This is a genomic window from Nocardiopsis listeri NBRC 13360, assembly GCF_001570765.1.
In the GTDB taxonomy this organism is placed as follows: Bacteria; Actinomycetota; Actinomycetes; order Streptosporangiales; family Streptosporangiaceae; genus Nocardiopsis; species Nocardiopsis listeri.
Map to the genome: position 1 here is coordinate 1 of NZ_BCSH01000060.1, position 22,285 is coordinate 22,285.

The window sequence follows — 22,285 nt, forward strand, 5'->3', positions numbered from 1 at the left end:
GGGAATCGGGCCGATTCACCCAGAGGATATCGAACATATTTTCGAACAATGGGTATGCTGGGGAGCATGCCCGATCAGTCCCTGACGCCGGACTGGCCCGTGAGCGTGCACCCACCCGGGTCGGACTCCTTCGAGCAGACGGCCCTGGAGTGGTTGTTCGACCACGTGCCCGCCGACTACCGGTTGCACGGGGTCCTGCGCCGCCATCCCGTCGCTCTCTCCCGCCTGGTCCGCCAGTACGTCTCGGCGACGTTGGAGGCGGCCAGGGAGGGCTATCGCACGGCCCGGGTGGATCTGCGCGACCACCTGTCCCCGCACGCCCTCGACCAGGTCATGAGCGCCTACCTCGCCGAGGGTCGGCGCACGGCCGGGCTCCTCCGCTCCGTCGAGGTCGTGGACGAGGCCCTGCGTGCGGCCGGAACGGGGAGCTCCGATGACGACTGAGGTGATTCCACGCCCTCCGAACCCCGGTTCAGGCGGTGACCCGTACCAGGACCGCGACTTCTTCACCGGTGTTCACCAGGTGCCGGCCTCCCCGAGTGCCACCGCCCACCACACGGGCCCGATCCGAGGTCAGTTCCGCGGCCGACAGCATCTGACCGTCGGCGTCGGAGGTGATCAGGTGGGCGCGTCCGCTGACCAGGTACAGCGCCTCCAAGGCGTGTGGGTTCTCGGCGCGTGGCGAGGGGCCGGCGACGAAACTGTTGGGTTCCAGGGCCACGGACGTGACCCGGAAGCGCCCACGGGCCAGGCGGCGGACGCTGCGCGGGGCGGGTTGCCAGCTCCCGCGGCGGGTCGGCCAGAGGGTCGGGCGGCGCAGCGCGGTGGCGGCGTCCCTGGCGGCGGCGACCACCTGTCCGAGAGTGGGCAGGCGGCGAGCGCCCAGGTGGGCGTAGCCGGAGGCGCGTCCGGCGTCCACGACGTCGCCGATCCCGTCCAGCGACACGGTCGTGGCGCGTTGTCGCGGGGCGTGCTCGGTCGGAACCCGAGGGGCGGTGGCCGGCGCGGAGGTCTGCTGCGGCATCGTGAGAGGATCCTTCACGTGTGCGTGATCACCGGTGTGGTGGGCGATCACGGGAAAGTCGTCATGGGGCCCGGGAGGTCCCGGAACGGTGGGGTCGATGCCTCCGAACGCACGTTCGGAGAGGAAGATCACCCAAGCGAAGACCCGTCACGGCCGTCTCACGTCGAAGGACGGGGGCCGATCACGGGCCGGTCGTACGGGGTCGGTGGAATCCGGCCCCTCGACTACGACTCAGTGACGACAACACGGACACGCCGCACAAGCCGGCAGGCAGGAGGCCCCGTTGGGGGCCGTACGAGCCAAGGCGACGGTGCGGGTGCGCGGATGCATGGCAGCAAGGAGACCAGCAAAGCCGGTGGTGAGTCAAGCGGAGACCGGAAGACGAGCGCGTCGAACCGCCCACGCCGGAGACGTACCGGGCATGTTGCGGGTGGCGTCCCGTGGTGGTGACATGTGGAGCCCGGGAGAACGGCGTTCTCGCCGTTTCGGGCCCCACCTCCCAGAACAGCCGTAGTGACAGGAGTGGCAGTGCAGCCGTCCGTTCCCAGAGGGCAGCCTTGAACCCCGAGGCACAGGGACTGTGGGCGCGTGTGCTGGTACGGGCCGTCGTCGTGGCCGCCGCCGGGGTGATGGCTCTGGGCTTCCTCGGCGTGGAGGCGGCACTGCTCATCTGCTTCCTGTGCGTGCTCACCTACGTGCTCCTGTGGCTGCGGTCCAGGTACGGGAGCGTCCTCTTCACGGGGAGCGAGAGACCGTCGCCGCGACCGGGCCCCGAAACGGAACCGGGGGACGGGGACGACCCGGACGACACCGGAGGCCCGCCGAATCCACGAAGACCCCCCGATGACGCCTGAGATCCCCACCGAACTCGGACTTCGCGCGGTCTCCCCGAGCGCCGCGCCATGAGCCGGAATCGAGGGAAGGCCGCCGTGTCTTTCCATGAACCGGAGAGCGACGAGCGGCGCGCGGCGTAGATTCTAGGTCTATGACGGACCAGGACCTTCTGCACGACCTGCGCTCCGGTCGCGTGTGCCCGGCCGGCGTCTACGCCCGTCTCCTCGACGCCTACGGGGAGGAGCTGTACCGGTACTGCGTTCTGGTCCTACGAGACCGGGACACCGCGCACGTCGTGCTGCGGGACACCCTGATCGTGGCCAGGGCGCACAGCGTCCGTCTACGGGACTCCGCGCGGTTGGGGGAGTGGCTGCACGCGTTGGCCGAAGTGGAGTGCGGTCGTCACCGTGCCTGCGCGACGGGTGGGGAAGGGATCGCCCGTCCGGTCCTCGCGGGGTCCCACGGCCTGGTCCGGGTCCGTGTGCTCAACGGCCTGACCCGCCCCGAACTCGATGGATACAGGTCCCACGTCGCGGTCCGCGCCGACCAGTTCGGTCGTGACGGCTTCCCCCTTCGACAGGGGGCGCGCAACAGCCTGCGCGGGGTGGTGTTCTCGATCCCCACGCCACAGGCGCTGATGTTGCTGGGCGTGTTGCTCCTGCTCCTGCTCCTGCCATTGGGAGCCGACTGAGGAACAGGGTTCCCCGGACGCGAGCAGGCCCGGTGAGTCCACCTCACCGGGCCAGATCAGGTACCGAGACGCTCGTCGGTCACTTGCCCTCGTTGGTGATGTGCGAGGAGTCCCCGTGCATGCCGGCCTCTTCGGCGCGCTTCACCGACGCGGTGATCTCCTGCTCGGCCTCGTGGCGGCCGACCCAGCTGGCGCCCTCGACGGACTTGCCCGGCTCCAGGTCCTTGTACACGGTGAAGAAGTGTTCGATCTCTAGACGCTCGAACTCGTTGACGTGGTGAATGTCACGCAGGTGTTCCTGGCGCGGGTCCGTCGCCGGGACGCACAGCAGCTTGTCGTCACCACCGGCTTCGTCGCGCATCCGGAACATGCCGATGGCGCGGGCGCGGATGAGGCAGCCGGGGAAGGTCGGGGCCTTGAGCAGGACGAGTGCGTCCAGCGGGTCACCGTCCTCACCGAGCGTTCCCTCTACGAAGCCGTAGTCGGCGGGGTAGGTGGTGGAGGTGAACAGCATGCGGTCGAGACGGATACGACCGGTCTCGTGGTCCACCTCGTACTTGTTGCGCTCCCCCTTGGGGATCTCGATCGTAACGTCGAATTCCATGCTGATCTCGGCTCCCAATGCGACTAATGTCGCCGTATAACAACAACGTCAGACCGCGACACCAAAGGAAGGGCAGGTGCCCCGGGTGCGACGGGTACGAGGCGAGGCGATCCTCGCGCTGGCCCTGCTCAACATATTCGTGCTGATCACCGGGTTCGTCGCCTTGGACGTGATCGAGGCACGACCGCTGCCGGCGGTGCCCAACCCCGTCACGCACGCCGACGGCGTGGCGGCGGTTGCACCCGCGGCTCCGACTCCGGTGGACCCGGAACGGGTCGCGGACGTACTTGATGATCCCATGTCGTCGTCCGGGCTCGAGGAGGGCCTCTCCGGTTACGTGGTCGACGGATCGACCGGGGAGACACTCTTCGAACGGGACGCAGACGCCGCGGTGACCCCGGCGTCGACGACGAAGATCGCCACGGCCGTCACCGTCCTGGACACCGTCGGCCCCGACCACGTTCTACGGACCGAGGCATACCTCGATCCCGCGGAGAACCGTGTGGTGCTCCGTGGTGGGGGCGACGCGACCTTGACCGTGACCGCCGACTCCGCAGCTTACCCACAGGTAGCGACCCTGGAGGAGCTCGCGGTCGACACTGCGGGCTCCCTCGCCGAGCAGGGCGTCGACACCGTGAAGATCGGCTATGACGACTCTCTCTTCACCGGCTCGGACACCGGGCCGGGGTGGAAGCCCAACTACGTGACCGAGGGCAGCACCGCCACCATCCACGCGTTGCTCGTCGACCAGGGCAGGGTCGAACCGGACGTGTCCACCCGTGTGCCGGATCCACCACGGGCCGCCGCCGAGGCCTTCGCCGATCAACTGGAGCGGGCCGGGCTCACCGTCGAGGGCGACCCGAGGGAGGCCGAGTCCGTCGGTGAACCGGTGGCCTCTGTGACCTCCGCGCCGGTGAGTTCCCTCGTCGAGTTCATGATGTTGGCCAGTGACAACAACATGGCGGAGGCCCTGGGCCGCGTGGCCGCCCTGGAATCGGGGGCGGAGGCGAGCTTCGCCGGGGCTTCCGAGACCACTCACCGTGTCATGGCCGGCCTCGGTATCGACGGGGTCGACCTGTCGGACAACAGCGGCCTGAGCACCGAGAACCGCATCACCCCGCGGGCCCTCGTCCAGCTGCTCGAAGCCGCCGGCGAGCACCCCGAACTCAACGCGACGCTCACGGGGTTGCCCACCGCGCACTCCACCGGCACGCTCGCCGGTCGCTACTCCGAGTACTCCACCTCGCACCACGCGGCCGGCATGGTCCGGGGCAAGACCGGGACGCTCGACGGCGTCAGCACACTCGCCGGCACCATCCACGACCAGGAGGGCAACGCGTTCGTGTTCGCCTTCATGGCCAACGACGAGGCCGCGACCGGGCCGGCTCTGGACACCCTCGCCGCGGCCCTCGCCGAGTGCGGCTGTTCGTGAGGTCGGTCGCGGGCCCAGGGCGGATCCCACCGTGGGGCCCGGCCCGCCGAGAGGCGATTCGTTCGGGTTCGTTTCGGGTCGTCTCAGGGCGATCCCGGGGTCTGCCCTGAATTCGATCCCTGATCCCCGTGCCGCCGGGCGTCCCGTGGGTAGGCTGGCGATGTGACTGTGATCGACTGGGACGTAGCCGTCAACACCGGTGTCCGCCTCGTGCGCCCTGGACCGCAGGTGGATCTGGCCGACGCACGGCAGGCCGTCGTGCAGTTGCGCGACCTCTCCTCTGTGGCGGCCGGGCACGTGCGCGACTTCACCGGTATGAACCCCCTCGAACCCTCTGGTCCCGCGACCATCGTGGACAGACCCGGGTGGATTCGAGCCAACGTCAACGGGTTCCGGGTGGTGCTCGAACCCGTGCTCGAACAGATGGGCGCCGATCGGCTGAACAAGAGCCCGGCCGGGAACCTGGCCGGCGCGGTCGGTTCGCGGGTGACCGGGATGCAGCTCGGCGCCGTCCTGTCCTATCTGGCGGGGAAGGTCCTCGGCCAGTACGAGCTCTTCCTGCCACCGGACCCGAACGGTCATTCACCGACCGGGCGACTGACCCTGGTGGCGCCCAACATCGTCAACACCGAACGCGAGCTGGACGTCGACCCTCGCGACTTCCGACTGTGGGTCTGCCTGCACGAGGAGACCCACCGGATGCAGTTCACGTCCACGCCGTGGCTGCGCGACCACGTCCAGCAGCTCATGCAGGAACTCCTGCTGTCCACGGAGATGGACGCCTCCGACCTCATAGACCGGCTCCGGCAGGCCGGTGAGGCCGTGGCCGAAGCCGTGCGGGGTGGCGAGGGAAGCCTCCTCACCGCGTTCCAGAGCCCGGAGCAGAACGAGCTCATGGACCGGGTCACCGCGGTCATGAGCCTGGCCGAGGGGCACGGAGACTACGTGATGGACGCGGTCGGACCCGAGGTCGTGCCCTCGGTCGAGACCATCCGGGCCCGCTTCCAGAAGCGGCGCGAGGGGGCCAACCCGCTCGACCGGATCATGCGCCAGCTCTTGGGCATGGACATGAAGATGAAGCAGTACGAGGAAGGCGCGAGCTTCGTCCGACAGGTGGTCGCCCAGGTCGGCATGGCCGAGTTCAACAAGGTGTGGACCTCGCCCGAGACCCTGCCCACCATCGAGGAGATCCGTAACCCCTCGACGTGGATCGAACGGGTCGTGCGCCCCGCCGCCATCAGCGAGTGAGCGGTCCGCCCCCCGCCGTGGCCGCCGTTCGCTCGGCGGTCCGGCGGGTGCTGTCCGCACTGCCGGCCGACACCACCGCGCTCGCGGCCTGTAGCGGCGGAGCGGACTCGTTGGCCCTGGCCGGTGCGCTCGCCTTCGAGGCCCCTCGGATGGGGCGTGCGGCGGGCGCCGTCACCGTGGACCACGGGCTCCAAGAGGGCTCGGCCGAACGGGCCGAAGGGGTCGCCAAGGTGTTGCGCGGGCTGGGCCTTGATCCCGTGGACGTGGCCACCGTGCGGGTGGCCGGCTCGGGCGGCCCCGAGGCCGCGGCCAGAAGGGCCCGCTATGACGCCCTGGACACGGCCGTACGGGAGCACGCTCCCGCCGTGGTGCTGCTCGGACACACCCTCGACGACCAGGCGGAGACGGTCCTGCTCGGACTGGCACGCGGTTCGGGGGCCCGCTCCCTGGCGGGGATGTCCGCCTCGTCCGGGGCCTACCGCCGTCCCCTGCTGGAACTGGACCGGGGCACGGTTCGTGCGGCGTGCCTGCTCATGGACCTGAGTCCGTGGGAGGACCCGCACAACCACGACCCGCGGTTCGCCCGCTCCCGGGTGCGTCATGAGGCGCTTCCCGCCCTGGAACGGACGCTCGGTCCCGGGATCACGGCCGCCCTGGCGCGTACCGCGACGATGCTCCGGGCCGACGCCGACACCCTGGACGACCTCGCCACCACGCTGTACGACCGTGCGCTTGAGGCCGCCTCCGGCGTGGAGGGCCTGGCCGTCGGACCGCTGGAGGAGGCCGACACCTCACTGCGCACCCGCGTGCTTCGTCGCGCCGCGCTCGACGCCGGCTGTCCCGCCACCGACCTCACCGCCCGCCACGTACGCGAGCTCGAACGGTTGATCACGGAGTGGCGTGGCCAGGCCCACATCGATCTGCCCGGTGGCGTTCGTGGCCGCCGTGCGGCCGGTCGCATCCACTTCGTTCGGTGAGGTCGGTCGGTTACAGGAGGTGACCCCGCCCTCTTGTGTCGCAGTCCGGCGCTGTCGCCACCTTCGACACGTTTATCCTGGTTGCCGCAAACGGGGAATCCAGCAGCGAGGACAGTGAGCGTGGACGCTAAGGACATGGGCCAGGACCTGGAGAAGGTTCTGGTCACCGAGGAAGAGATCGATGCGCGTCTGGTCGAGCTGGGCGCGCGGATCGACGCGGACTACGCGGGTCGGGACCTGCTGATCGTCGGTGTGCTCAAGGGTGCCGTCATGGTCATGGCCGACCTGGCCCGAGTACTGCACACCTCGGTCTCGATGGACTGGATGGCGGTGTCCTCCTACGGAGCGGGAACCACGTCCTCGGGTGTGGTACGCATCCTCAAGGACCTGGAGACCGACATCAAGGACCGTGACGTCCTGATCGTCGAGGACGTCATCGACTCCGGGCTGACCCTCTCCTGGCTGGTGGGCAACCTGCGTTCGCGCGGCCCGAAGTCGGTCGAGGTCTGCACCATGGTCCGCAAGCCACTGGCCTTCGACGTCGACCTCGACGTCAAGTACGTCGGCTTCGACCTGCCCAACGAGTTCATCGTCGGTTACGGACTGGACTACGCGGAGAAGTACCGGAACCTTCCGTTCATCGGGACTCTCGCACCGCACGTCTACGAGAACTAGCCCGGACCCCGCCCGCGCGACCGTGTCATGGCCCACGCGGGCGGGGCTCGGGAACAACGGAACGGGTCGTCGTCGTTGCTTTCATGACGGCTCGCGTCCGGCCTCAGCGGTGTGCCCGCCCGGCGCGGCGAGGTGTACCGTCGAATATCCCGGCGTCAGCGCGGGGAGCACGTGTCCGATAGGTCCTGCTCCGGACAGTCCTCTGGGGCGGGCGGCCTGGTCTGGAGGGACGGACCCGACAGGGTTCCGCTCACATGAATCTGAAGCGTATTTTCCGCGGCCCGTGGATTTGGATCCTGGTCGTCGCCCTCATGCTCGTCATCGGCTTTCGCGTGTTCGACGTCGGTGGAGGTCCACAGCCGGAGGAAGCCGACATCTCCGAGGTCTACCGGCTCATCGAGCAGGACGAGGTCGAGGACGCCGAGATCATCGACCGTGATCAGCGCATCGAGCTGACCACCGTCGACGGCGAGATCCTCGAGGCCTACTGGGTCGAGGGCCAGGGCATGGAACTGGCGACCCTGCTCCAGGAGACGAGCCAGAATCCGGACGGCGCGCTGAAGGACTACAAGGTCTCCGTCGCCACCACCCCGGTCTGGACGACCGCCCTGTTCAGCCTCTTGCCGCTGATCATCATCATCGTCATCTTCTGGTTCGTCTTCAGCCAGATGCAGGGCGGCGGCTCCCGCGTGATGAACTTCGGCAAGTCCAAGGCCAAGCTCATCACCAAGGACACGCCCAAGAACACCTTCGACGACGTCGCCGGGGCCGACGAGGCCATCGAGGAACTCCACGAGATCAAGGAGTTCCTGCAAAGCCCGGAGAAGTTCCAGTCGATGGGCGCTAAGATCCCCAAGGGCGTCCTGCTCATGGGCCCGCCCGGTACCGGTAAGACGCTGCTGGCCCGAGCCGTCGCCGGTGAGGCCGGGGTGCCGTTCTACTCCATCTCCGGCTCGGACTTCGTCGAGATGTTCGTCGGCGTCGGCGCCTCCCGGGTGCGGGACCTGTTCGAGCAGGCCAAGGCGAACGCGCCCGCGATCATCTTCATCGACGAGATCGACGCCGTCGGCCGCCATCGCGGCGCCGGCATGGGCGGCGGTCACGACGAGCGCGAGCAGACCCTCAACCAGATGCTGGTCGAGATGGACGGCTTCGACGTCAAGGGCGGCGTCATCCTCATCGCCGCCACCAACCGGCCCGACATCCTCGACCCTGCGCTGTTGCGCCCGGGCCGCTTCGACCGCCAGGTCGTCGTGGACCGTCCCGACCTGGACGGTCGCCGCGACATCCTGGAGGTGCACTCCAAGGGCAAGCCGATGGCAGACGACGTCGACTTCTCGGTGATCGCCCGTCAGACCGCCGGGATGACCGGCGCCGACCTGGCCAACGTCATCAACGAGGGCGCCCTGTTGTCCGCGCGCGCGGACAAGAACGTCATCACCCACGCGATCCTGGAGGAGGCCATCGAACGTGTGATGGCCGGCCCCGAGCGCAAGTCCCGGGTGATGTCGGACCGTGAGAAGAAGGTCATCGCCTACCACGAGGGCGGCCACGCCCTGGTCGGGCACGCACTGCCCAACGCCGACCCGGTGCACAAGATCACGATCCTGCCGCGCGGTCGCGCCCTCGGGTACACCATGTCGGTGCCGACCGAGGACAAGTTCCTCACCTCGCGTTCGCAGATGATGGACCAGTTGGCCATGATGCTCGGTGGTCGCGCCGCCGAGGAGCTCGTCTTCCACGAGCCCACCACCGGCGCGAGCAACGACATCGACAAGGCCACCGACCTGGCCCGCAACATGGTCACCGAGTACGGCATGAGCGAGCGCCTGGGCGCCCGCAAGTTCGGCTCCGCCAACAGCGAGCCGTTCCTGGGCCGCGAGATGTCGCACGCCCGCGAGTACTCCGAAGAGATCGCCTCCATCATCGACGAGGAGGTGCGTCGCCTCATCGAGTCGGCGCACGATGAGGCCTACGAGGTCCTCGTCGAATACCGGGACGTTCTCGACGACCTGGTCCTACAGCTGTTGGAGCGGGAGACGCTCACCAAGGACGAGGTGTTGGCGGTCTTCGCCCCCGTCCGTAAGCGTCCCTCGCGCGGTTCCTACACCGGCTACGGCAAACGTCAGCCCTCCAACCGGCCGCCGGTCCGCTCCAAGAAGGAGATGGCCACACTCAACGGCGCCGAGGTGCAGGGATCGGAGTTCAACGGTCGGTTCCCCGGGGGAGTCGGCGACGAAGGAGAACAGGCGTGAGCGACCTTCCCTCCAGACCCGTGGATCGTGAGCGGATCGCCCGCGCGGTTCGCGAGATCCTCATCGCCATCGGGGAGGACCCCGACCGTGACGGGCTCGTCAAGACCCCCGATCGTGTGGCCAGGGCCTACGAGGAGCAGTTCTCGGGTCTGGGGCAGAAGCCGGGTGACGTGCTCACCACGGTCTTCGAGGCCGACCACGAGGAGATGGTCCTGGTCAAGGACATCGAGCTCTACTCGACGTGCGAGCACCACCTCGTGCCGTTCTACGGGGTGGCCCACGTGGGTTACATACCGGGAGTGGACGGCCGCATCACCGGACTGAGCAAGCTCGCCCGCCTCGTGGACGTCTACGCTCGCAGGCCGCAGGTGCAGGAGCGGCTGACCGGCCAGGTCTCCGACGCCATCATGGACCACCTGGACCCGCGCGGCGTGATCGTGGTGGTCGAGGCGGAGCACCTGTGCATGACCATGCGCGGGGTGCGCAAGCCCGGTGCCAAGACGGTCACCTCCGCGGTGCGAGGGATATTCCGCAGCAGCGACCGCACTCGGGCCGAGGCCATGAGTCTCATCCTCGACCGGGGCTGAGACCGGGACGAACCGTCCCGATGCCCGGTCGTGAGGAATCGGTGTTCGGTCGGCCGGAGTGGCCGGTCCGGAGCGACCCGGAGAACACCTTTCCAGGGGCCGGGGGCAGTGTGCCCCCGGCCCCCACGCGTACGCGTAGGGTGAAACGCATGGCGCCGAAACACACACTTCCGGGACTGCCCGACCGCGGGCGGTGCCTGGTCATGGGGGTCGTCAACGTCACCCCCGACTCCTTCTCCGACGGCGGGTCCTGGTTCGATCCCGAACGCGCGATCGAACACGGTCTGCGGCTGGTCGAAGAGGGAGCCGACGTCATCGACGTGGGCGGTGAGTCCACCCGACCCGGCGCCCAGCGTGTGGGCGCCGCCGAGGAACTGCGCCGCGTCGAACCGGTCGTGCGGGAACTCGCCTCCCGGGGGATCGCGGTCAGCGTCGACACCATGCGGGCCGAGGTGGCCGAGCGCGCGGTCGAGGCCGGCGCGGTCCTGGTCAACGACGTCAGCGGTGGGTTGGCCGACCCCGAGATGGCACGACTGGTCGCATCTTCCGGTGTCGCCTACGTGTTGATGCACTGGCGTGGGCATAGTCATGACATGCAGAGCCGTGCCGTGTACACGGATGTCGTCCAGGAGGTCCTCGATGAGCTCCGCGACCGTATGGAGGCCATGATCAGTGCAGGAGTCGACCCCGGCCAGATCGTTCTGGACCCGGGACTGGGATTCTCCAAACGCCCCGAACAGGCGCACAACTGGGCGCTGCTCCAGCACCTCGAACGGTTCCACGAACTGGGCCGTCCGGTGCTGGTCGCCGGTTCCCGCAAACGCTTCCTGAGCCGACTGCTCGGTGACGCCAAGGGCGAGGACCGCCCCTTCGTCGACTGTGACGCGGCCACCGCCGCGGTGACGACCCTGTCCGCGGACCGGGGCGCGTGGGCGGTACGCGTACACGACGTCCGTCCCAACGCCGACGCCGTACGCGTTGCGGCCGCCTGGTCCGATGGTGGCCGTGGGCTCGACGAGGGCCGTTCCGAGCCCTTGGACCGGGGTGGCCTGTGAAGTCGCGCCAGGAGGTCATGGAGAGCGTCGCCGAGGCCAACTCCCAGTTCTACAGCGCCATCGAGAACGGCGACATCGACCTGATGGGCGCGGTGTGGGCGGAGGAGTACGAGGCCCCGGACCTGGTGTGCGTCAACCCCGGCTGGCCGCTGCTGCGCGGTCGTACCGAGATCATGCGCGCCTGGTCCCTGATCATGGCCAACGTCACCTACATCCAGTACGTGCTCACCGAGACGCACATCGGGGTGGGCGGTGACATCGCCATGGTCACGTGTGAGGAGAACGTGCTGACGGCCGAGGACGGCAGCCCCGGGTTCGTCGCGGGCGGGCAGGTGGTCACCACCAACCTGTTCGTCGACACCGAGCAGGGGTGGCGGTTGTGGTCGCACCACGCCTCGCCGGTCCTGATGGAGGAGGACGAACCGGAGGGCGAGGACTGATGCCGGACCGCATCGCGCTCCGTGGACTGCGGGCCCGGGGCAACCACGGCGTGTTCGACTTCGAACGTCGTGAGGGCCAGGACTTCGTGGTCGACGCCGTGCTGTACCTGGACACGAGCCCGGCCGCGGTCAGTGACGACGTCGGAGACACCGTGCACTACGGGCTGCTCGCCGACCGTCTCGTCGCGATCGTCACCGGCGAACCGGTCAACCTGATCGAGACGCTGGCCGAACGGCTCGCCGCCGAGTGCATGGTCGAGTCGCTCGTGGAGGGGGTCGAGTTGACCGTGCACAAGCCGTCGGCACCGATCGAGCACGAGTTCGAGGACGTCTCGGTCACGGTGACCCGTGGAAAGCGGGGTGCGTAGGTGACCCGTGCCGTACTCGCCCTGGGTTCCAACCTGGGGGACCGCCACGCCACCCTGCGGGGGGCCGTGGACGCGCTGTCGTCCGGACCGGGTGCGCCCACGCCCGTCGCGCTCTCGCCGGTCTACGAGACCGCACCGGTGGGGGGACCCGAACAGGACCCGTACCTGAACGCGGTCCTGGTCGTCGACTTCGACGGCACAGCCCGGGAACTGCTGGAGCGCGCGCAGGCGGCCGAACGCGAATTCGACCGGGTCCGAGAGGTGCGGTGGGGTCCGCGCACGCTGGACGTGGACGTGATCGCCTTCGGGGACACCGTCGACGACGATCCGGTCCTGACGTTGCCGCACCCGCGCGCCCACCTGCGCGCGTTCGTGCTGCGTCCCTGGCTGGACGCCGACCCCGCGGCGGTCGTGCCCGGCCGGGCGCCGGTGGCGACGCTGCTCGCCGACGTGGAGGACGCCGACACCACCGGCGAACAGAAGCTGACGCGCCGGGACGACCTGGCCCTGCGACTTCCGGGGGAGGCGGATCGCTGATGTCCGATGACGGTGGGGGCACGCTCTCTCCGACCGGGTGGCGTGTCCCGTCCGTCCTGGCGGCCCTGGGGGCCCTGGTGGGCCTCTTCGTCGCCAACTCGCTGTCCGGACCGCCACTGATCCCGTGGTCGGCGATCCCGACCCTGTTGCTGCTGGCCTTCGCCGAGTCCTACACCGCGGGGCGGACCGCGCGGCGCATTCGACGCGAGCCGGGGACCGAACCCATCGAACCGATCAGCGCCGCCCGCCTACTGGCCCTGGCCAAGGCGAGCGCCCTGTTCGCGTCGATCGCCGCGGGCCTCTTCGCGGGCATGGCCCTGTCGATCACCGCACGACTGGACCTGCCCACACATCGTGAGGCCTTCCTGGTCTCGCTGGGCACCGCCCTGGCCGCCGGCCTGCTCCTGGTCGCCGCGCTGTACCTGGAGCACGCCTGCCGGGTCCCCGACGACGGCGAGGACGACATCGACGACACGCCACGGGCCACCTGAACATCCGGTGTCCACTGCGCGCCTTCACCGACCCTTGCGCGCTGATGGTTGACTGAGGCCGTGGAGACCAGTGAATCGACACCCGAGACCGAGACCGAGTCCGAGACGGGATCGACGAGTGTGGAGCGGCCCTTGGACGCGGCCTTCGCCGCGCCCGAGGGGCTGCTCTGGCGGCGTATTCCACCGGCGTTGGCCTGGTACCGACGGCTGGTGACCACGGCGGGATGCCTGGCCGCCGGGGTGGGTGGCGGCGTGCTGCTGCTCATGTGGGGCCGTCCGCTGTGGGCCGGGGCCTGGGCCGCTCTCGCCTTGGTCGTCGCGGCGGGCACGTGGTTCCTCGCGGGTCGGTTCCAACGCTCTTGGGGCTACACCGAAGCGCCGGCCGAGTTGTACCTGACCTACGGGGTGTTCGTCCGACAGCTCGTGGTGGTGCCCTACGGCCGGATGCAGGTCGTGGACGTCACCACGGACCTGCTCGAACAGGCGTTGGGGATCGCGACGGTGCGAGTGCGCACCGCGGCGAGCACCGCGGACGCGCGGGTGGTCGGGCTCCCGCTGGCCGATGCCGTCAAGTTGCGCGACCGGCTCGCCGCGCGCAGCGAGAGTTTCTCCACGGGGTTGTAAGTGCACGGATCGCCTCAGCAGGAACCATCGCCTCGGCCGGAACCAGGGTCGGAACCAGGGTGGGCGCCGCCGGGAGGCGGGGCGCACCGGCCGCCGCGGGGCCCCGCGCAGGGACCGCCTCCAGGCCCGTACCAAGGCCCGCACCAGTACCCGGGCGCGCGCCCGCCGGGGCCCACGCCCTACCCGCCGCCGGGCCCCTACCCGCGTTTCCAGGGGCCGGCCATGCCCGCGGGGCCCGGATGGGGGCCGCCACTACCGCCACCGCCGCCCAAGGACGACATCATCACCGGAGTGTTCCGGGCGCACTGGATGATCATCCCGTTGCAGATCATCGCGGTGACGCTGGTGTTCGTCGCGTTGATCGGGCCGATCCTGGTGATGTTCGGGTTCGCCTGGGTGCTGTTCATGGCGTTGGCGGTGCTGTTCGGCTCCTTCGCCTACGCGTTGCCCTCCTGGTGGTACGGCACCTTCGGTCTCCGAGAGGACCACCTGGTGGTGCACACGGGACTGGTCCTGCGCAGCGCCAGGGAGATCCCGTTGAGTCGGCTCCAAGCGGTCGACGTGGTCCAGCCGTTGCTGATGCAGGTGTTCGGGATGGCGGAACTGCGCGTCGAACTGGCCGGCGGGGACGGCAGCGCCATCCGGTTGCGATGCCTGCCCAAGGACGTCGCGGAGCGGATGCGGGCGGCGGTGCTCGCCCACGCGGCGGGGCTTCCCGGCCGCGCTCCGCAGGCCCCGGAGTGGCCGTTCTACCGCCTGCCCTTCCCCCTGCTGCTGGGGGCGTTGACCTTCAGGGTGCCGATCCTGGTCTCCTTCATCCTGCTGCTCATGCTGGCCACGGCGTTCGTGGTCTTCCTGGAGCCGGGTGTGCTGGGCGCGGTGGTGCCGCTCGCGTTGGGGCTGCTGCGCTACTACTGGGGCCCGCTGGCGCGGTACACGGACTTCTACGCGTCGCTGTCCTCGGACGGCCTGAGGCTGCGCTACGGCATGTTCCAGCGTCGGATGCAGACCGTCCCGCCCGGACGGGTACAGGCGGTTCGGATCGTGGAGCCGATGCTGTGGCGGGCCCTCGGGGTGGCCCGGGTGGAGGCGACCGTCGCGGGATACGCGGGGGCTCGCCAAGGCGACTCCGCGGACCTGCTGCCGGTGGCGCCGAGATCCAAGGCGTTCACGTTGGTGAACGAGGTCTTCCCCGGGAGCGACGCGGCGATGGTGCCGCTGGTGGCCGACCGGACGCGGTCGGTGGGCGCGGCCGGGGTGGACGAGCGGTTGTTCGTGAGCGTGCGCGGCGTGTTCTGCCGGGTCACGGAGATCGTCCCGGTGGAGCGGATGCAGACGCTGCGGCTCTCCGCCGGGCCGATCGCCCGTCTGCGAGGTCGTGTCACCGTCGACGTGGACACGCCTCCGGGACCGGTGGCGGCGCGCGCGAGCGACCGGGGCGCGGTGGAGGGGCGCCGTTTCCTGGACGCGTTGGCCGACGCGGGCAGGCGCGCACGGGTACCCTCCGCGGGCACGGAACGGTGGGCGACCCGGGCGACCATGCACGTGGAAACCGGGCAGGGGAAGCACCCGGTCGAGGAAGCGGAGGTTTCTCCGGGCGACACCCCCGAGACGTGACTGTGGTGTGTGTCACATTCGGGGCTGTAAGTGGCTGTGGTTGCGGGTTTCATGTCCGACATGTCCGCTCACTGATGGTGATATTTCCTGGTCATGGGCCATAAAAGCTTGGGGTTTCTGGTCACGCTCGGCGGCTGAGTATGGCTAAATGGTGACTGAACACGGGGAGTGTTCACTGTCATACACATCGTCAATGGTTTCGACCGTTTGGCGCCCCCCGCCAAACGGTCCTGACGGGAGATATTCATGCTGAAGAAGGCCTTCGCCGTTACCGCCATCACCGCTGCCGCCGCCGGCGTCCTCTTTGCCGGGTCCCCGGCCATGGCCAACAGCAACGCGTTCACCTCCGGCAACGGCGGCATCCTGAGCGGCAACCAGCTCATCGCCGACCTCGACGTGCCGGTCAACGTCTGCGGTAACTCGATCGCGCTGCTGGGTGTCTCCGGCGCCAACTGCGTCGACTCCGGTGCCACGGTGAAGAACTAGTTCGGGTCACCGAACCGACCCGACTCGGGCGGGGTGAACGGTCGGAAGGCGCCTTCCCCTGAACCGCCCTCGGGTCCCTGAGCTCCAACGCGTCAAGCGTCATCCCGTGACGACGGGGTGGCGCTTTTCGTGTGTCCGCGGTGAGTGCCCCGACAACGGTCGACCGCAACCCGCGTTGTCGCCGCGTGCTAACCACGAAGTGGTGGTGACGTTGTGCGACCAGGTGCGATGCGAAGTCTGAGCCTTTGTCCGGTTGGGCCCCGGGAAGCGCCACAACAGTGGGTGACGGCCGTCGACCTTTCGTGATCAGTGCAGCTCAGCGTGTGTTTCGTGAGTGTCTCCGTAGGTAATTTCATCTCCGACGCCAACAGGCGTCGTCGAACCCAAGAGTCCGGGCGGCTCCCCCCGACCGGACGACTAAGGAGACAAAGTAGTGCTGAAGAAGACGCTCGCAGTCGGTGCCGTGACCCTCGCCTCCGCCGGGATCATCCTCTCCGCCACGCCGGCCGCGGCACAGGCCGGAGCCTGGACCTCCGCTCACGGCTCCGATGTCAGCGGCAACATCGCCTACATCAACGGTGTGGACAACACCAACGCCGGCTGCGGCAACTCCAACGCCGTGCTGGGCCAGTCCCTCGCCTCCTGCTACAACGCCGGGGTCATCATCCAGAACTGATCCCCGGCCAGGCCGACGCGATGCGGTCGGCCGAAGCGGACGGAACACACGCGGGGGCGGGCGACGATGCCCGTCCCCGCTCCGTGTCCCCGGTCACCTCCCAGGGCCTTCCTCACCAGGGGCGGGGCGACGGTCCACCATGGGGGGAGGACTATCGTGTGCTCAGAACTCGGCGCGCGGGAAGCGAACGCGCACCGGACCAGGAGGGGACACGGAGTACATGGAGACGACACAGGGGCGTCCCGCCCGTCTGCGGGTCGGCGTCGTCGGGGCCGGACGTGTCGGCTCCGTCCTCGGCCTCGCCCTGGCCAGGGCCGGACACAAGGTCGTGGCGGCCAGCGCGGTCTCCGAGGCGTCGGTGACCCGGGCGGAGAAGCGCCTGGACGGTGCCCGCGTCCTCGAACCCGCCCAGGTGGTCGAGGCCAGTGACCTGGTGCTGCTCACCGTCCCCGACGACGCCCTTCCCGACCTGGTCGAAGGGCTCGCCGGAACCGGGGTCGACCTGCGCGGCAAGATCCTGGTCCACGCCAGCGGCGCCCACGGCTACAGCGTCCTCGCCCCCGCCACCATCGTCGGGGCCCTTCCCCTGGCGCTGCATCCCGCCATGACCTTCACCGGTCGTGACGAGGACATAGAACGGCTCGCCGACTGCACCTTCGGGGTCACCGCCCCCGACCAGCTGCGTCCCATCGCCGAGGCCCTCGTCGTCGAGATGGGCGCCGAACCGGTGTGGATCGCCGAGGACAAGCGCACCCTGTACCACGCGGCCCTGGCCGGCGGCGCGAACCACCTGGTCACCCTGGTCGCCGACAGCGCCTCCCTGCTCTCCGCCGCCGGGGTGCCCGAACCCGGTCGTCTGCTCGCCCCGATGCTCTCCGCCGCCCTGGACAACGCCCTGCGCCTGGGCATCCACGGGCTCAGCGGCCCCGTTCTGCGCGGTGACGCCGGAACGGTCGCCGGCCACATCGAACAGCTTCGGGAGAACGCGCCCGAGAGCGTCGCCAGCTACGTCGAACTCGCCCGTCTCACCGCGGACCGGGCCATCAACGCCGGGCTGCTCAAACCGGAGGACGCCGCGCGACTGCTCGACGTCCTGCGCCGCTGAGGAAGCGCACCGCCGAGCCCCGAACCACCCCGGCGCGCGAACCCCGGTCCGCGCGCCATCGTGCCCACCAGGGAGAGATCGATGACCGCCCCCAGCACGCCCGCCGCAGACGGGCCCCTTCTCGTCCGAACCCCGGACGAGCTGCGCCGTGCCCTCGACGGTCGTGGCCGTGTGGGCCTGGTCCCCACCATGGGAGCCCTCCACGGCGGCCACCGCACCCTTGTGCGCCTGGCCCGGGAGAAAGCCGAGACCGTGGTGGTCAGCGTCTTCGTCAATCCCCTCCAGTTCGGTCCGGACGAGGACCTCGACCGCTACCCGCGCGACCTGCCGGCCGACGTCCGAGTGTGCGCGCAGGAAGGGGTGGACGTGATCTTCGCCCCCGAGGTCGAGACCATGTACCCCGCCGAGCAGATGGTCACCGTCGACGCCGGCGCCATGGGTGAACGGCTGGAGGGCGCCTCCAGACCCGGGCACTTCACCGGTGTCCTGACCGTGGTCACCAAGCTGTTCCAACTGGTCCGCCCCCACCTCGCCGTCTTCGGGGAGAAGGACGCGCAGCAGATCGCCCTCGTCCGCCGCATGGTCGTCGACCTGAACCTCCCGGTCGAGATCGTCGGTGCCCCCACCCTGCGCGACGCCGACGGCCTGGCCTCCTCCAGCCGCAACGTCTACCTCGACGACGCGCAACGCGAGAGCGCCCTCGCGCTCTCCCGCGCCCTGCGCGCCGGGGCAGAGGCCACCTCCGACGGGGCCGACGGCGTCCGAGAGGCCGCCCGTTCCGTCCTCGAGGAGGCGGCGAAGGCGACCCCGCCGGTCGAACTCGACTACCTCGCCCTGGTGGACCCGGCGACCTTCGCCGAAGCCTCCTCGGAACATCGGGGCTCCGCCGTCCTGGCCGTCGCCGCCCGAGTCGGCCCCACCCGACTGATCGACAACGTGTCGGTGTCCCTCTAGTGCCGCGACGGGGTGGACCTTGGCCGACGCGGCACTAGTGGGGTCGGCCGGGCCGAGCCCGTTCAGATCGTTCAGAAAGCGACCCCCGGATGAGTGCTGACAGACAGACCCGGATCACGGCCCCCGAACCCGGCTGGGCCACCCACGCCGACGTCGTGGTCGTCGGTTCGGGCATCGCCGGCCTGAGCACCGCGCTGCGCTACGTCCAAGGCACCGACGTCGGTCGGGTCGTCCTGGTCACCAAGGACCGTCTGTCCACCGGTTCGACCGCCTTCGCCCAGGGCGGCATCGCCGCGGCCATGGCCCCCGAGGACGGACCCGTCGCCCACATGGTCGACACGCACCTGGCCGGGGCGGGACTGTGCGACCCCCATGCCGTCAACGTGCTCGCCACCGAGGGCCCGGACGCCCTGCGCTGGCTCATCGGGCTGGGCGCCGAGTTCGACCGTGACGACGATGGCGAGCTCTCCCTCACCCGCGAGGGCGGCCACCGCACCGACCGGGTGGTCCACGCCGGAGGGGACGCCACCGGCGCGGAGATCCAACGGGCCCTCGTGCGCGCCGTCCGCGACGCCGAACGCGTCGAGATCATCGAACACGCCCTGGCCCTGGACGTCCTGCGCGACCCCTCGACCGGCCGGGTCGGTGGGATCACCCTGCACGTCATGGGGGAGGGAGAGCGCGACGGGGTGGGTGCGGTCCGGGCCCCCGCCGTGGTCCTGGCCACCGGCGGCATGGGCCAGGTGTTCGCGGCCACCACCAACCCGCCCGTGTCCACCGGGGACGGTCTGGCCCTGGCGGCCCGGGCCGGTGCGAGCCTGCGCGACCTGGAGTTCATCCAGTTCCACCCCACCGTCCTTTGGCTGGGCCCGGAGGCACGGGGTCGACAACCCCTCGTCTCGGAGGCGCTGCGTGGAGAGGGCGCCTACCTCGTCGACGCCGAGGGCCGCCGCATCATGCTGGGGGTGCACGAACTCGCCGACCTCGCTCCCCGCGACGTGGTCGCCCGTACCATCGCCCGGGTCATGGCCGCGCAGGACACCGACCACGTGTACCTGGAGACCCGCCACTTCGGTCGTGCCACGTGGGAACGCCGTTTCCCCACCATCCTGGCGTCCTGCCGTGCCCACGGCATCGACCCGCTGACCCAGGCCATCCCCGTGGCGCCGGCCGCCCATTACGCCTCCGGCGGGGTGGAGGTCGACATCGATGGCCGTACCGGGGTCCCCGGGCTGTGGGCCGTGGGCGAGGTGGCCCGCACCGGGGTGCACGGAGCCAATCGTCTGGCCTCCAACTCACTGCTGGAGGGTCTGGTCTACGCCGACCGCATCGCCGCACGACTCATCGCGGAACCCTCTCCAGAGCGGGCGGAGGTCGTGACCGTCGGCGTGCCCGCTCCGCCGGTCGATCCGTCGACGGCCGCTCGGATCCGCGCCCTGATGTCCCGTCACGCCGGGGTCCTGCGCACCGGCGACGGGCTCAAGAGCCTGGTCACCGAACTCGACGTCCTGGTCGAGAACACCGGCGAGGTCGCCCCCGACACCGCGTCCTGGGAGACCGCCAACCTGCTCACAGTGGCCCGGCTGGTGGCCGCCGCGGCCGGGAGCCGCGCGGAGAGCCGAGGCTCCCACCAGCGCGCCGACACACCAGAACCCCGACCCGAGCTGCGCACGCGGCCCGTGATCGTCCGACTTGAAGGGGACACCATCGTGACCACCGACGACAAGCGCGAGCCCTCACTCCCGACCGCCCTGGAAGCCGAGCTGGACGGCATCACCTTCCCCTTGGGCCGACCCGACCCGGCACCGGAGGCACGCGCCGAGTTCACGCTGCCCTGGACCGCGCCGCACCAGGGCCACGTGGACACCGTGCTGCGGGCCCTGTCCGAGGACCTCACCGCCGGCCCCCGCATCGACGTCACCACCGTGGCGACCATCCCCGCAGACCAGGTGCGCACCGCCCACGTGGTGGCGCGCGCCGCGGGCACCGTCAGCGGCCTGCCCTTGGCGGAGCTGGTGTTCTGGTTGGTCGCCGACGGTGCCTTGGAGGTCGACCGATCGGTGCGTGACGGCGACTCCGTCAAGCGTGGCGACGTGCTCATGACGGTCACCGCCCGCACCCGCGACCTGCTCACCGCCGAGCGCACCGCCCTCAACCTGCTCACCCACATGTCCGGGATCGCGACCGCCACCCGAACCTGGGTGGATGCCGTGGCCGGGACGCAAGCCCGTATTCGGGACAGCCGAAAGACCACCCCCGGACTGCGGGCCTTGGACAAGTACGCGGTGCGGTGCGGCGGCGGCGTCAACCACCGGTACTGCCTCAGCGACGCCGGACTGATCAAGGACAACCACGTCCTCGCCGCCGGAGGGGTGGGCGCGGCGGTCCGCGCCATCCGGGAACGCTTCCCCGACCTTCCCCTGGAGGTAGAGGTCGACCGGATCGATCAGATCGAGGACGCCCTGGCAGCGGGCGCGGAGGAGATCCTGCTCGACAACTTCTCGGTGCCGCGACTGCGCGAGGCCGTCGCCCTGGTGGCGGGCCGTGCCCGCTTGGAGTCCAGTGGTGGCCTCTCCCTGAAGGTCGCCGCCGACGTGGCCGCCACCGGGGTCGACTACCTGGCGGTGGGTGCGCTCACCCACTCCAGCCCGGCGCTGGATATCGCACTCGACCTGGCCTGAACCGCCCGAGTGGTGGAAGATTCCCTTGATACCCACCACTTCGACCAAAGATGAGGCCTCCAGAATGCTGCTGGCGATCGACGTCGGTAACTCCGAGACGGTGCTCGGACTCTTCGACTCCGATGACCTTGTCGAACACTGGAGGGTGGGGACCGACGTCCGCCGCACCGCGGACGAGTGGGCGGTGGTGCTGCGCGGCCTCATCGACGGGAGCTCGCTGAGCGACCTGGGCGGAGTCGAGGGCATCGCCATGTGCTGCTCGGTGCCCTCCGTCCAACACGAGATGCGCGACATGTTCCGCCGGCACTTCGGGGACCTGCCCGCGGTGATCGTCGAGCCGGGCGTGAAGACGGGTGTGCCGATCCGGATGGACAACCCCAAGGAGGTCGGTAGCGACCGGATCATCAACGCGCTGGCCGCCGGTCACCTCTACGGCGGCCCGAGCGTGGTGGTGGACTTCGGCACGGCGACCACGTTCGACGCGGTCAGTCCCAAGGGCGAGTACGTGGGCGGGGCCATCGCCCCGGGCATCGACATCTCCGTGGACGCGTTGTCCCGCAGGGGCGCCCAACTGCACATGGTGGAGATCGTCAAGCCGCGTACGGCGATCGCGAAGAACACCACCGAGGCGCTGCGCTCCGGCATCGTGTTCGGGTTCGCCGGCCAGGTCGACGGGATCGTGGACCGGATGGTCGCGGAGCTGACCGACAACCCGGACGAGGTCACGGTCGTGGCCACCGGTGGTCTGGCCACGACGGTGGTGGACGAGTGCGAGACCATCGACGTGCACGAGCCCTGGTTGACCCTCACCGGTCTGCGCCTGGTCTTCGAACGCAACGTCGACTGAGCCACCCGGCGGGGAGGAGTCTCGAACGAGGTCGTGACGGGAACGCGACCGGGACGGAACCCGGTCGCGCGGTGGAG

General features: G+C 69.8%; 24 protein-coding genes. 22 read left to right on the forward strand and 2 right to left on the reverse strand.

From position 1 onward, the window contains the following. Positions 1-54 precede the first annotated feature (54 nt). Entirely contained in the window at positions 55-444 is a 390-nt protein-coding gene (locus NLI01S_RS18355; protein ID WP_190318518.1) for a hypothetical protein, read from the forward strand. A 28-nt stretch (positions 445-472) separates the two neighbouring features. On the opposite strand, the gene NLI01S_RS18360 is transcribed toward NLI01S_RS18355, so the two are convergent. Beyond that, the gene (locus NLI01S_RS18360; RefSeq protein ID WP_067606336.1) at positions 473-1,024 is read right to left on the reverse strand and encodes a hypothetical protein; all 552 of its coding nucleotides are present in this window, start codon (positions 1,022-1,024) and stop codon (positions 473-475) included. A 557-nt stretch (positions 1,025-1,581) separates the two neighbouring features. Between NLI01S_RS18360 and NLI01S_RS18365 the strand changes: the two genes are divergently transcribed. Both NLI01S_RS18365 and NLI01S_RS18370 read left to right on the forward strand, forming a co-directional pair. Beyond that, a complete protein-coding gene (locus tag NLI01S_RS18365; protein ID WP_157091072.1) occupies positions 1,582-1,878 on the forward strand; it encodes a hypothetical protein in 297 nt (98 codons plus the stop codon). 131 nt (positions 1,879-2,009) lie between these two features. Next, positions 2,010-2,549 carry a hypothetical protein gene (locus NLI01S_RS18370; protein WP_067606251.1) on the forward strand — a complete coding sequence of 180 codons (540 nt, stop codon included), beginning with the start codon at positions 2,010-2,012 and terminating at the stop codon, positions 2,547-2,549. A gap of 79 nt (positions 2,550-2,628) precedes the next feature. On the opposite strand, the gene NLI01S_RS18375 is transcribed toward NLI01S_RS18370, so the two are convergent. Further along, positions 2,629-3,153: an inorganic diphosphatase gene (locus NLI01S_RS18375; RefSeq protein ID WP_190318516.1), complete on the reverse strand. Its 525-nt coding sequence runs from the start codon at positions 3,151-3,153 to the stop codon at positions 2,629-2,631. A 76-nt stretch (positions 3,154-3,229) separates the two neighbouring features. On the opposite strand from NLI01S_RS18375, the gene dacB reads away from it, so the two are divergent. The 19 genes from dacB to NLI01S_RS18470 all read left to right on the forward strand — a co-directional run bounded on the left by dacB (position 3,230) and on the right by NLI01S_RS18470 (position 22,208). Next, positions 3,230-4,585, forward strand: coding sequence for a D-alanyl-D-alanine carboxypeptidase/D-alanyl-D-alanine endopeptidase (gene dacB, locus NLI01S_RS18380; RefSeq protein WP_157091073.1), 1,356 nt, complete (start codon positions 3,230-3,232; stop codon positions 4,583-4,585). Between the two features lie 168 nt (positions 4,586-4,753). Next, positions 4,754-5,833 (forward strand): zinc-dependent metalloprotease, encoded by a 1,080-nt coding sequence (locus tag NLI01S_RS18385; protein WP_067606255.1) that lies wholly within the window; start codon positions 4,754-4,756, stop codon positions 5,831-5,833. Next, the gene (tilS, locus tag NLI01S_RS18390; protein ID WP_067606257.1) at positions 5,830-6,810 is read left to right on the forward strand and encodes a tRNA lysidine(34) synthetase TilS; all 981 of its coding nucleotides are present in this window, start codon (positions 5,830-5,832) and stop codon (positions 6,808-6,810) included. Before NLI01S_RS18385 ends, tilS begins: the two co-directional genes overlap by 4 nt. A gap of 120 nt (positions 6,811-6,930) precedes the next feature. Next, the gene (hpt, locus tag NLI01S_RS18395) at positions 6,931-7,485 is read left to right on the forward strand and encodes a hypoxanthine phosphoribosyltransferase (protein ID WP_190318517.1); all 555 of its coding nucleotides are present in this window, start codon (positions 6,931-6,933) and stop codon (positions 7,483-7,485) included. Between the two features lie 254 nt (positions 7,486-7,739). After that, a complete protein-coding gene (gene ftsH, locus NLI01S_RS18400; RefSeq protein WP_067606261.1) occupies positions 7,740-9,740 on the forward strand; it encodes an ATP-dependent zinc metalloprotease FtsH in 2,001 nt (666 codons plus the stop codon). Then, positions 9,737-10,327, forward strand: coding sequence for a GTP cyclohydrolase I FolE (gene folE / locus NLI01S_RS18405; RefSeq protein ID WP_223809291.1), 591 nt, complete (start codon positions 9,737-9,739; stop codon positions 10,325-10,327). Before ftsH ends, folE begins: the two co-directional genes overlap by 4 nt. Positions 10,328-10,476: 149 nt before the next feature. Continuing rightward, complete coding sequence (gene folP, locus NLI01S_RS18410; protein ID WP_223809292.1) at positions 10,477-11,382, forward strand: dihydropteroate synthase; 906 nt, start codon at positions 10,477-10,479, stop codon at positions 11,380-11,382. Next, positions 11,379-11,822 carry a nuclear transport factor 2 family protein gene (locus tag NLI01S_RS18415; RefSeq protein WP_067606263.1) on the forward strand — a complete coding sequence of 148 codons (444 nt, stop codon included), beginning with the start codon at positions 11,379-11,381 and terminating at the stop codon, positions 11,820-11,822. The genes folP and NLI01S_RS18415 overlap by 4 nt, the downstream gene beginning before the upstream one ends. Beyond that, the gene (gene folB, locus NLI01S_RS18420; RefSeq protein WP_067606266.1) at positions 11,822-12,190 is read left to right on the forward strand and encodes a dihydroneopterin aldolase; all 369 of its coding nucleotides are present in this window, start codon (positions 11,822-11,824) and stop codon (positions 12,188-12,190) included. The genes NLI01S_RS18415 and folB overlap by 1 nt, the downstream gene beginning before the upstream one ends. Continuing rightward, positions 12,191-12,727 carry a 2-amino-4-hydroxy-6-hydroxymethyldihydropteridine diphosphokinase gene (folK, locus tag NLI01S_RS18425; protein ID WP_067606268.1) on the forward strand — a complete coding sequence of 179 codons (537 nt, stop codon included), beginning with the start codon at positions 12,191-12,193 and terminating at the stop codon, positions 12,725-12,727. It abuts the gene before it with no gap. Beyond that, positions 12,727-13,218 carry a DUF3180 domain-containing protein gene (locus tag NLI01S_RS18430; RefSeq protein WP_067606270.1) on the forward strand — a complete coding sequence of 164 codons (492 nt, stop codon included), beginning with the start codon at positions 12,727-12,729 and terminating at the stop codon, positions 13,216-13,218. Before folK ends, NLI01S_RS18430 begins: the two co-directional genes overlap by 1 nt. A 177-nt stretch (positions 13,219-13,395) precedes the next feature. After that, positions 13,396-13,842, forward strand: coding sequence for a PH domain-containing protein (locus NLI01S_RS18435; protein ID WP_067606346.1), 447 nt, complete (start codon positions 13,396-13,398; stop codon positions 13,840-13,842). A 222-nt stretch (positions 13,843-14,064) separates the two neighbouring features. Further along, positions 14,065-15,459 carry a PH domain-containing protein gene (locus NLI01S_RS18440; protein WP_067606272.1) on the forward strand — a complete coding sequence of 465 codons (1,395 nt, stop codon included), beginning with the start codon at positions 14,065-14,067 and terminating at the stop codon, positions 15,457-15,459. Positions 15,460-15,705: 246 nt separating this feature from the next. Continuing rightward, positions 15,706-15,945 (forward strand): chaplin family protein, encoded by a 240-nt coding sequence (locus NLI01S_RS18445; protein WP_067606273.1) that lies wholly within the window; start codon positions 15,706-15,708, stop codon positions 15,943-15,945. 433 nt (positions 15,946-16,378) lie between these two features. Further along, positions 16,379-16,621 carry a hypothetical protein gene (locus tag NLI01S_RS18450; RefSeq protein WP_067606275.1) on the forward strand — a complete coding sequence of 81 codons (243 nt, stop codon included), beginning with the start codon at positions 16,379-16,381 and terminating at the stop codon, positions 16,619-16,621. Between the two features lie 220 nt (positions 16,622-16,841). Further along, positions 16,842-17,726: a Rossmann-like and DUF2520 domain-containing protein gene (locus NLI01S_RS18455; protein WP_067606277.1), complete on the forward strand. Its 885-nt coding sequence runs from the start codon at positions 16,842-16,844 to the stop codon at positions 17,724-17,726. 81 nt (positions 17,727-17,807) lie between these two features. After that, complete coding sequence (panC, locus tag NLI01S_RS18460) at positions 17,808-18,680, forward strand: pantoate--beta-alanine ligase (RefSeq protein WP_067606280.1); 873 nt, start codon at positions 17,808-17,810, stop codon at positions 18,678-18,680. An 89-nt stretch (positions 18,681-18,769) separates the two neighbouring features. Continuing rightward, the gene (locus tag NLI01S_RS18465) at positions 18,770-21,361 is read left to right on the forward strand and encodes an L-aspartate oxidase (RefSeq protein ID WP_067606282.1); all 2,592 of its coding nucleotides are present in this window, start codon (positions 18,770-18,772) and stop codon (positions 21,359-21,361) included. 64 nt (positions 21,362-21,425) lie between these two features. After that, positions 21,426-22,208 (forward strand): type III pantothenate kinase, encoded by a 783-nt coding sequence (locus NLI01S_RS18470; protein ID WP_067606285.1) that lies wholly within the window; start codon positions 21,426-21,428, stop codon positions 22,206-22,208. Positions 22,209-22,285 lie beyond the last annotated feature (77 nt).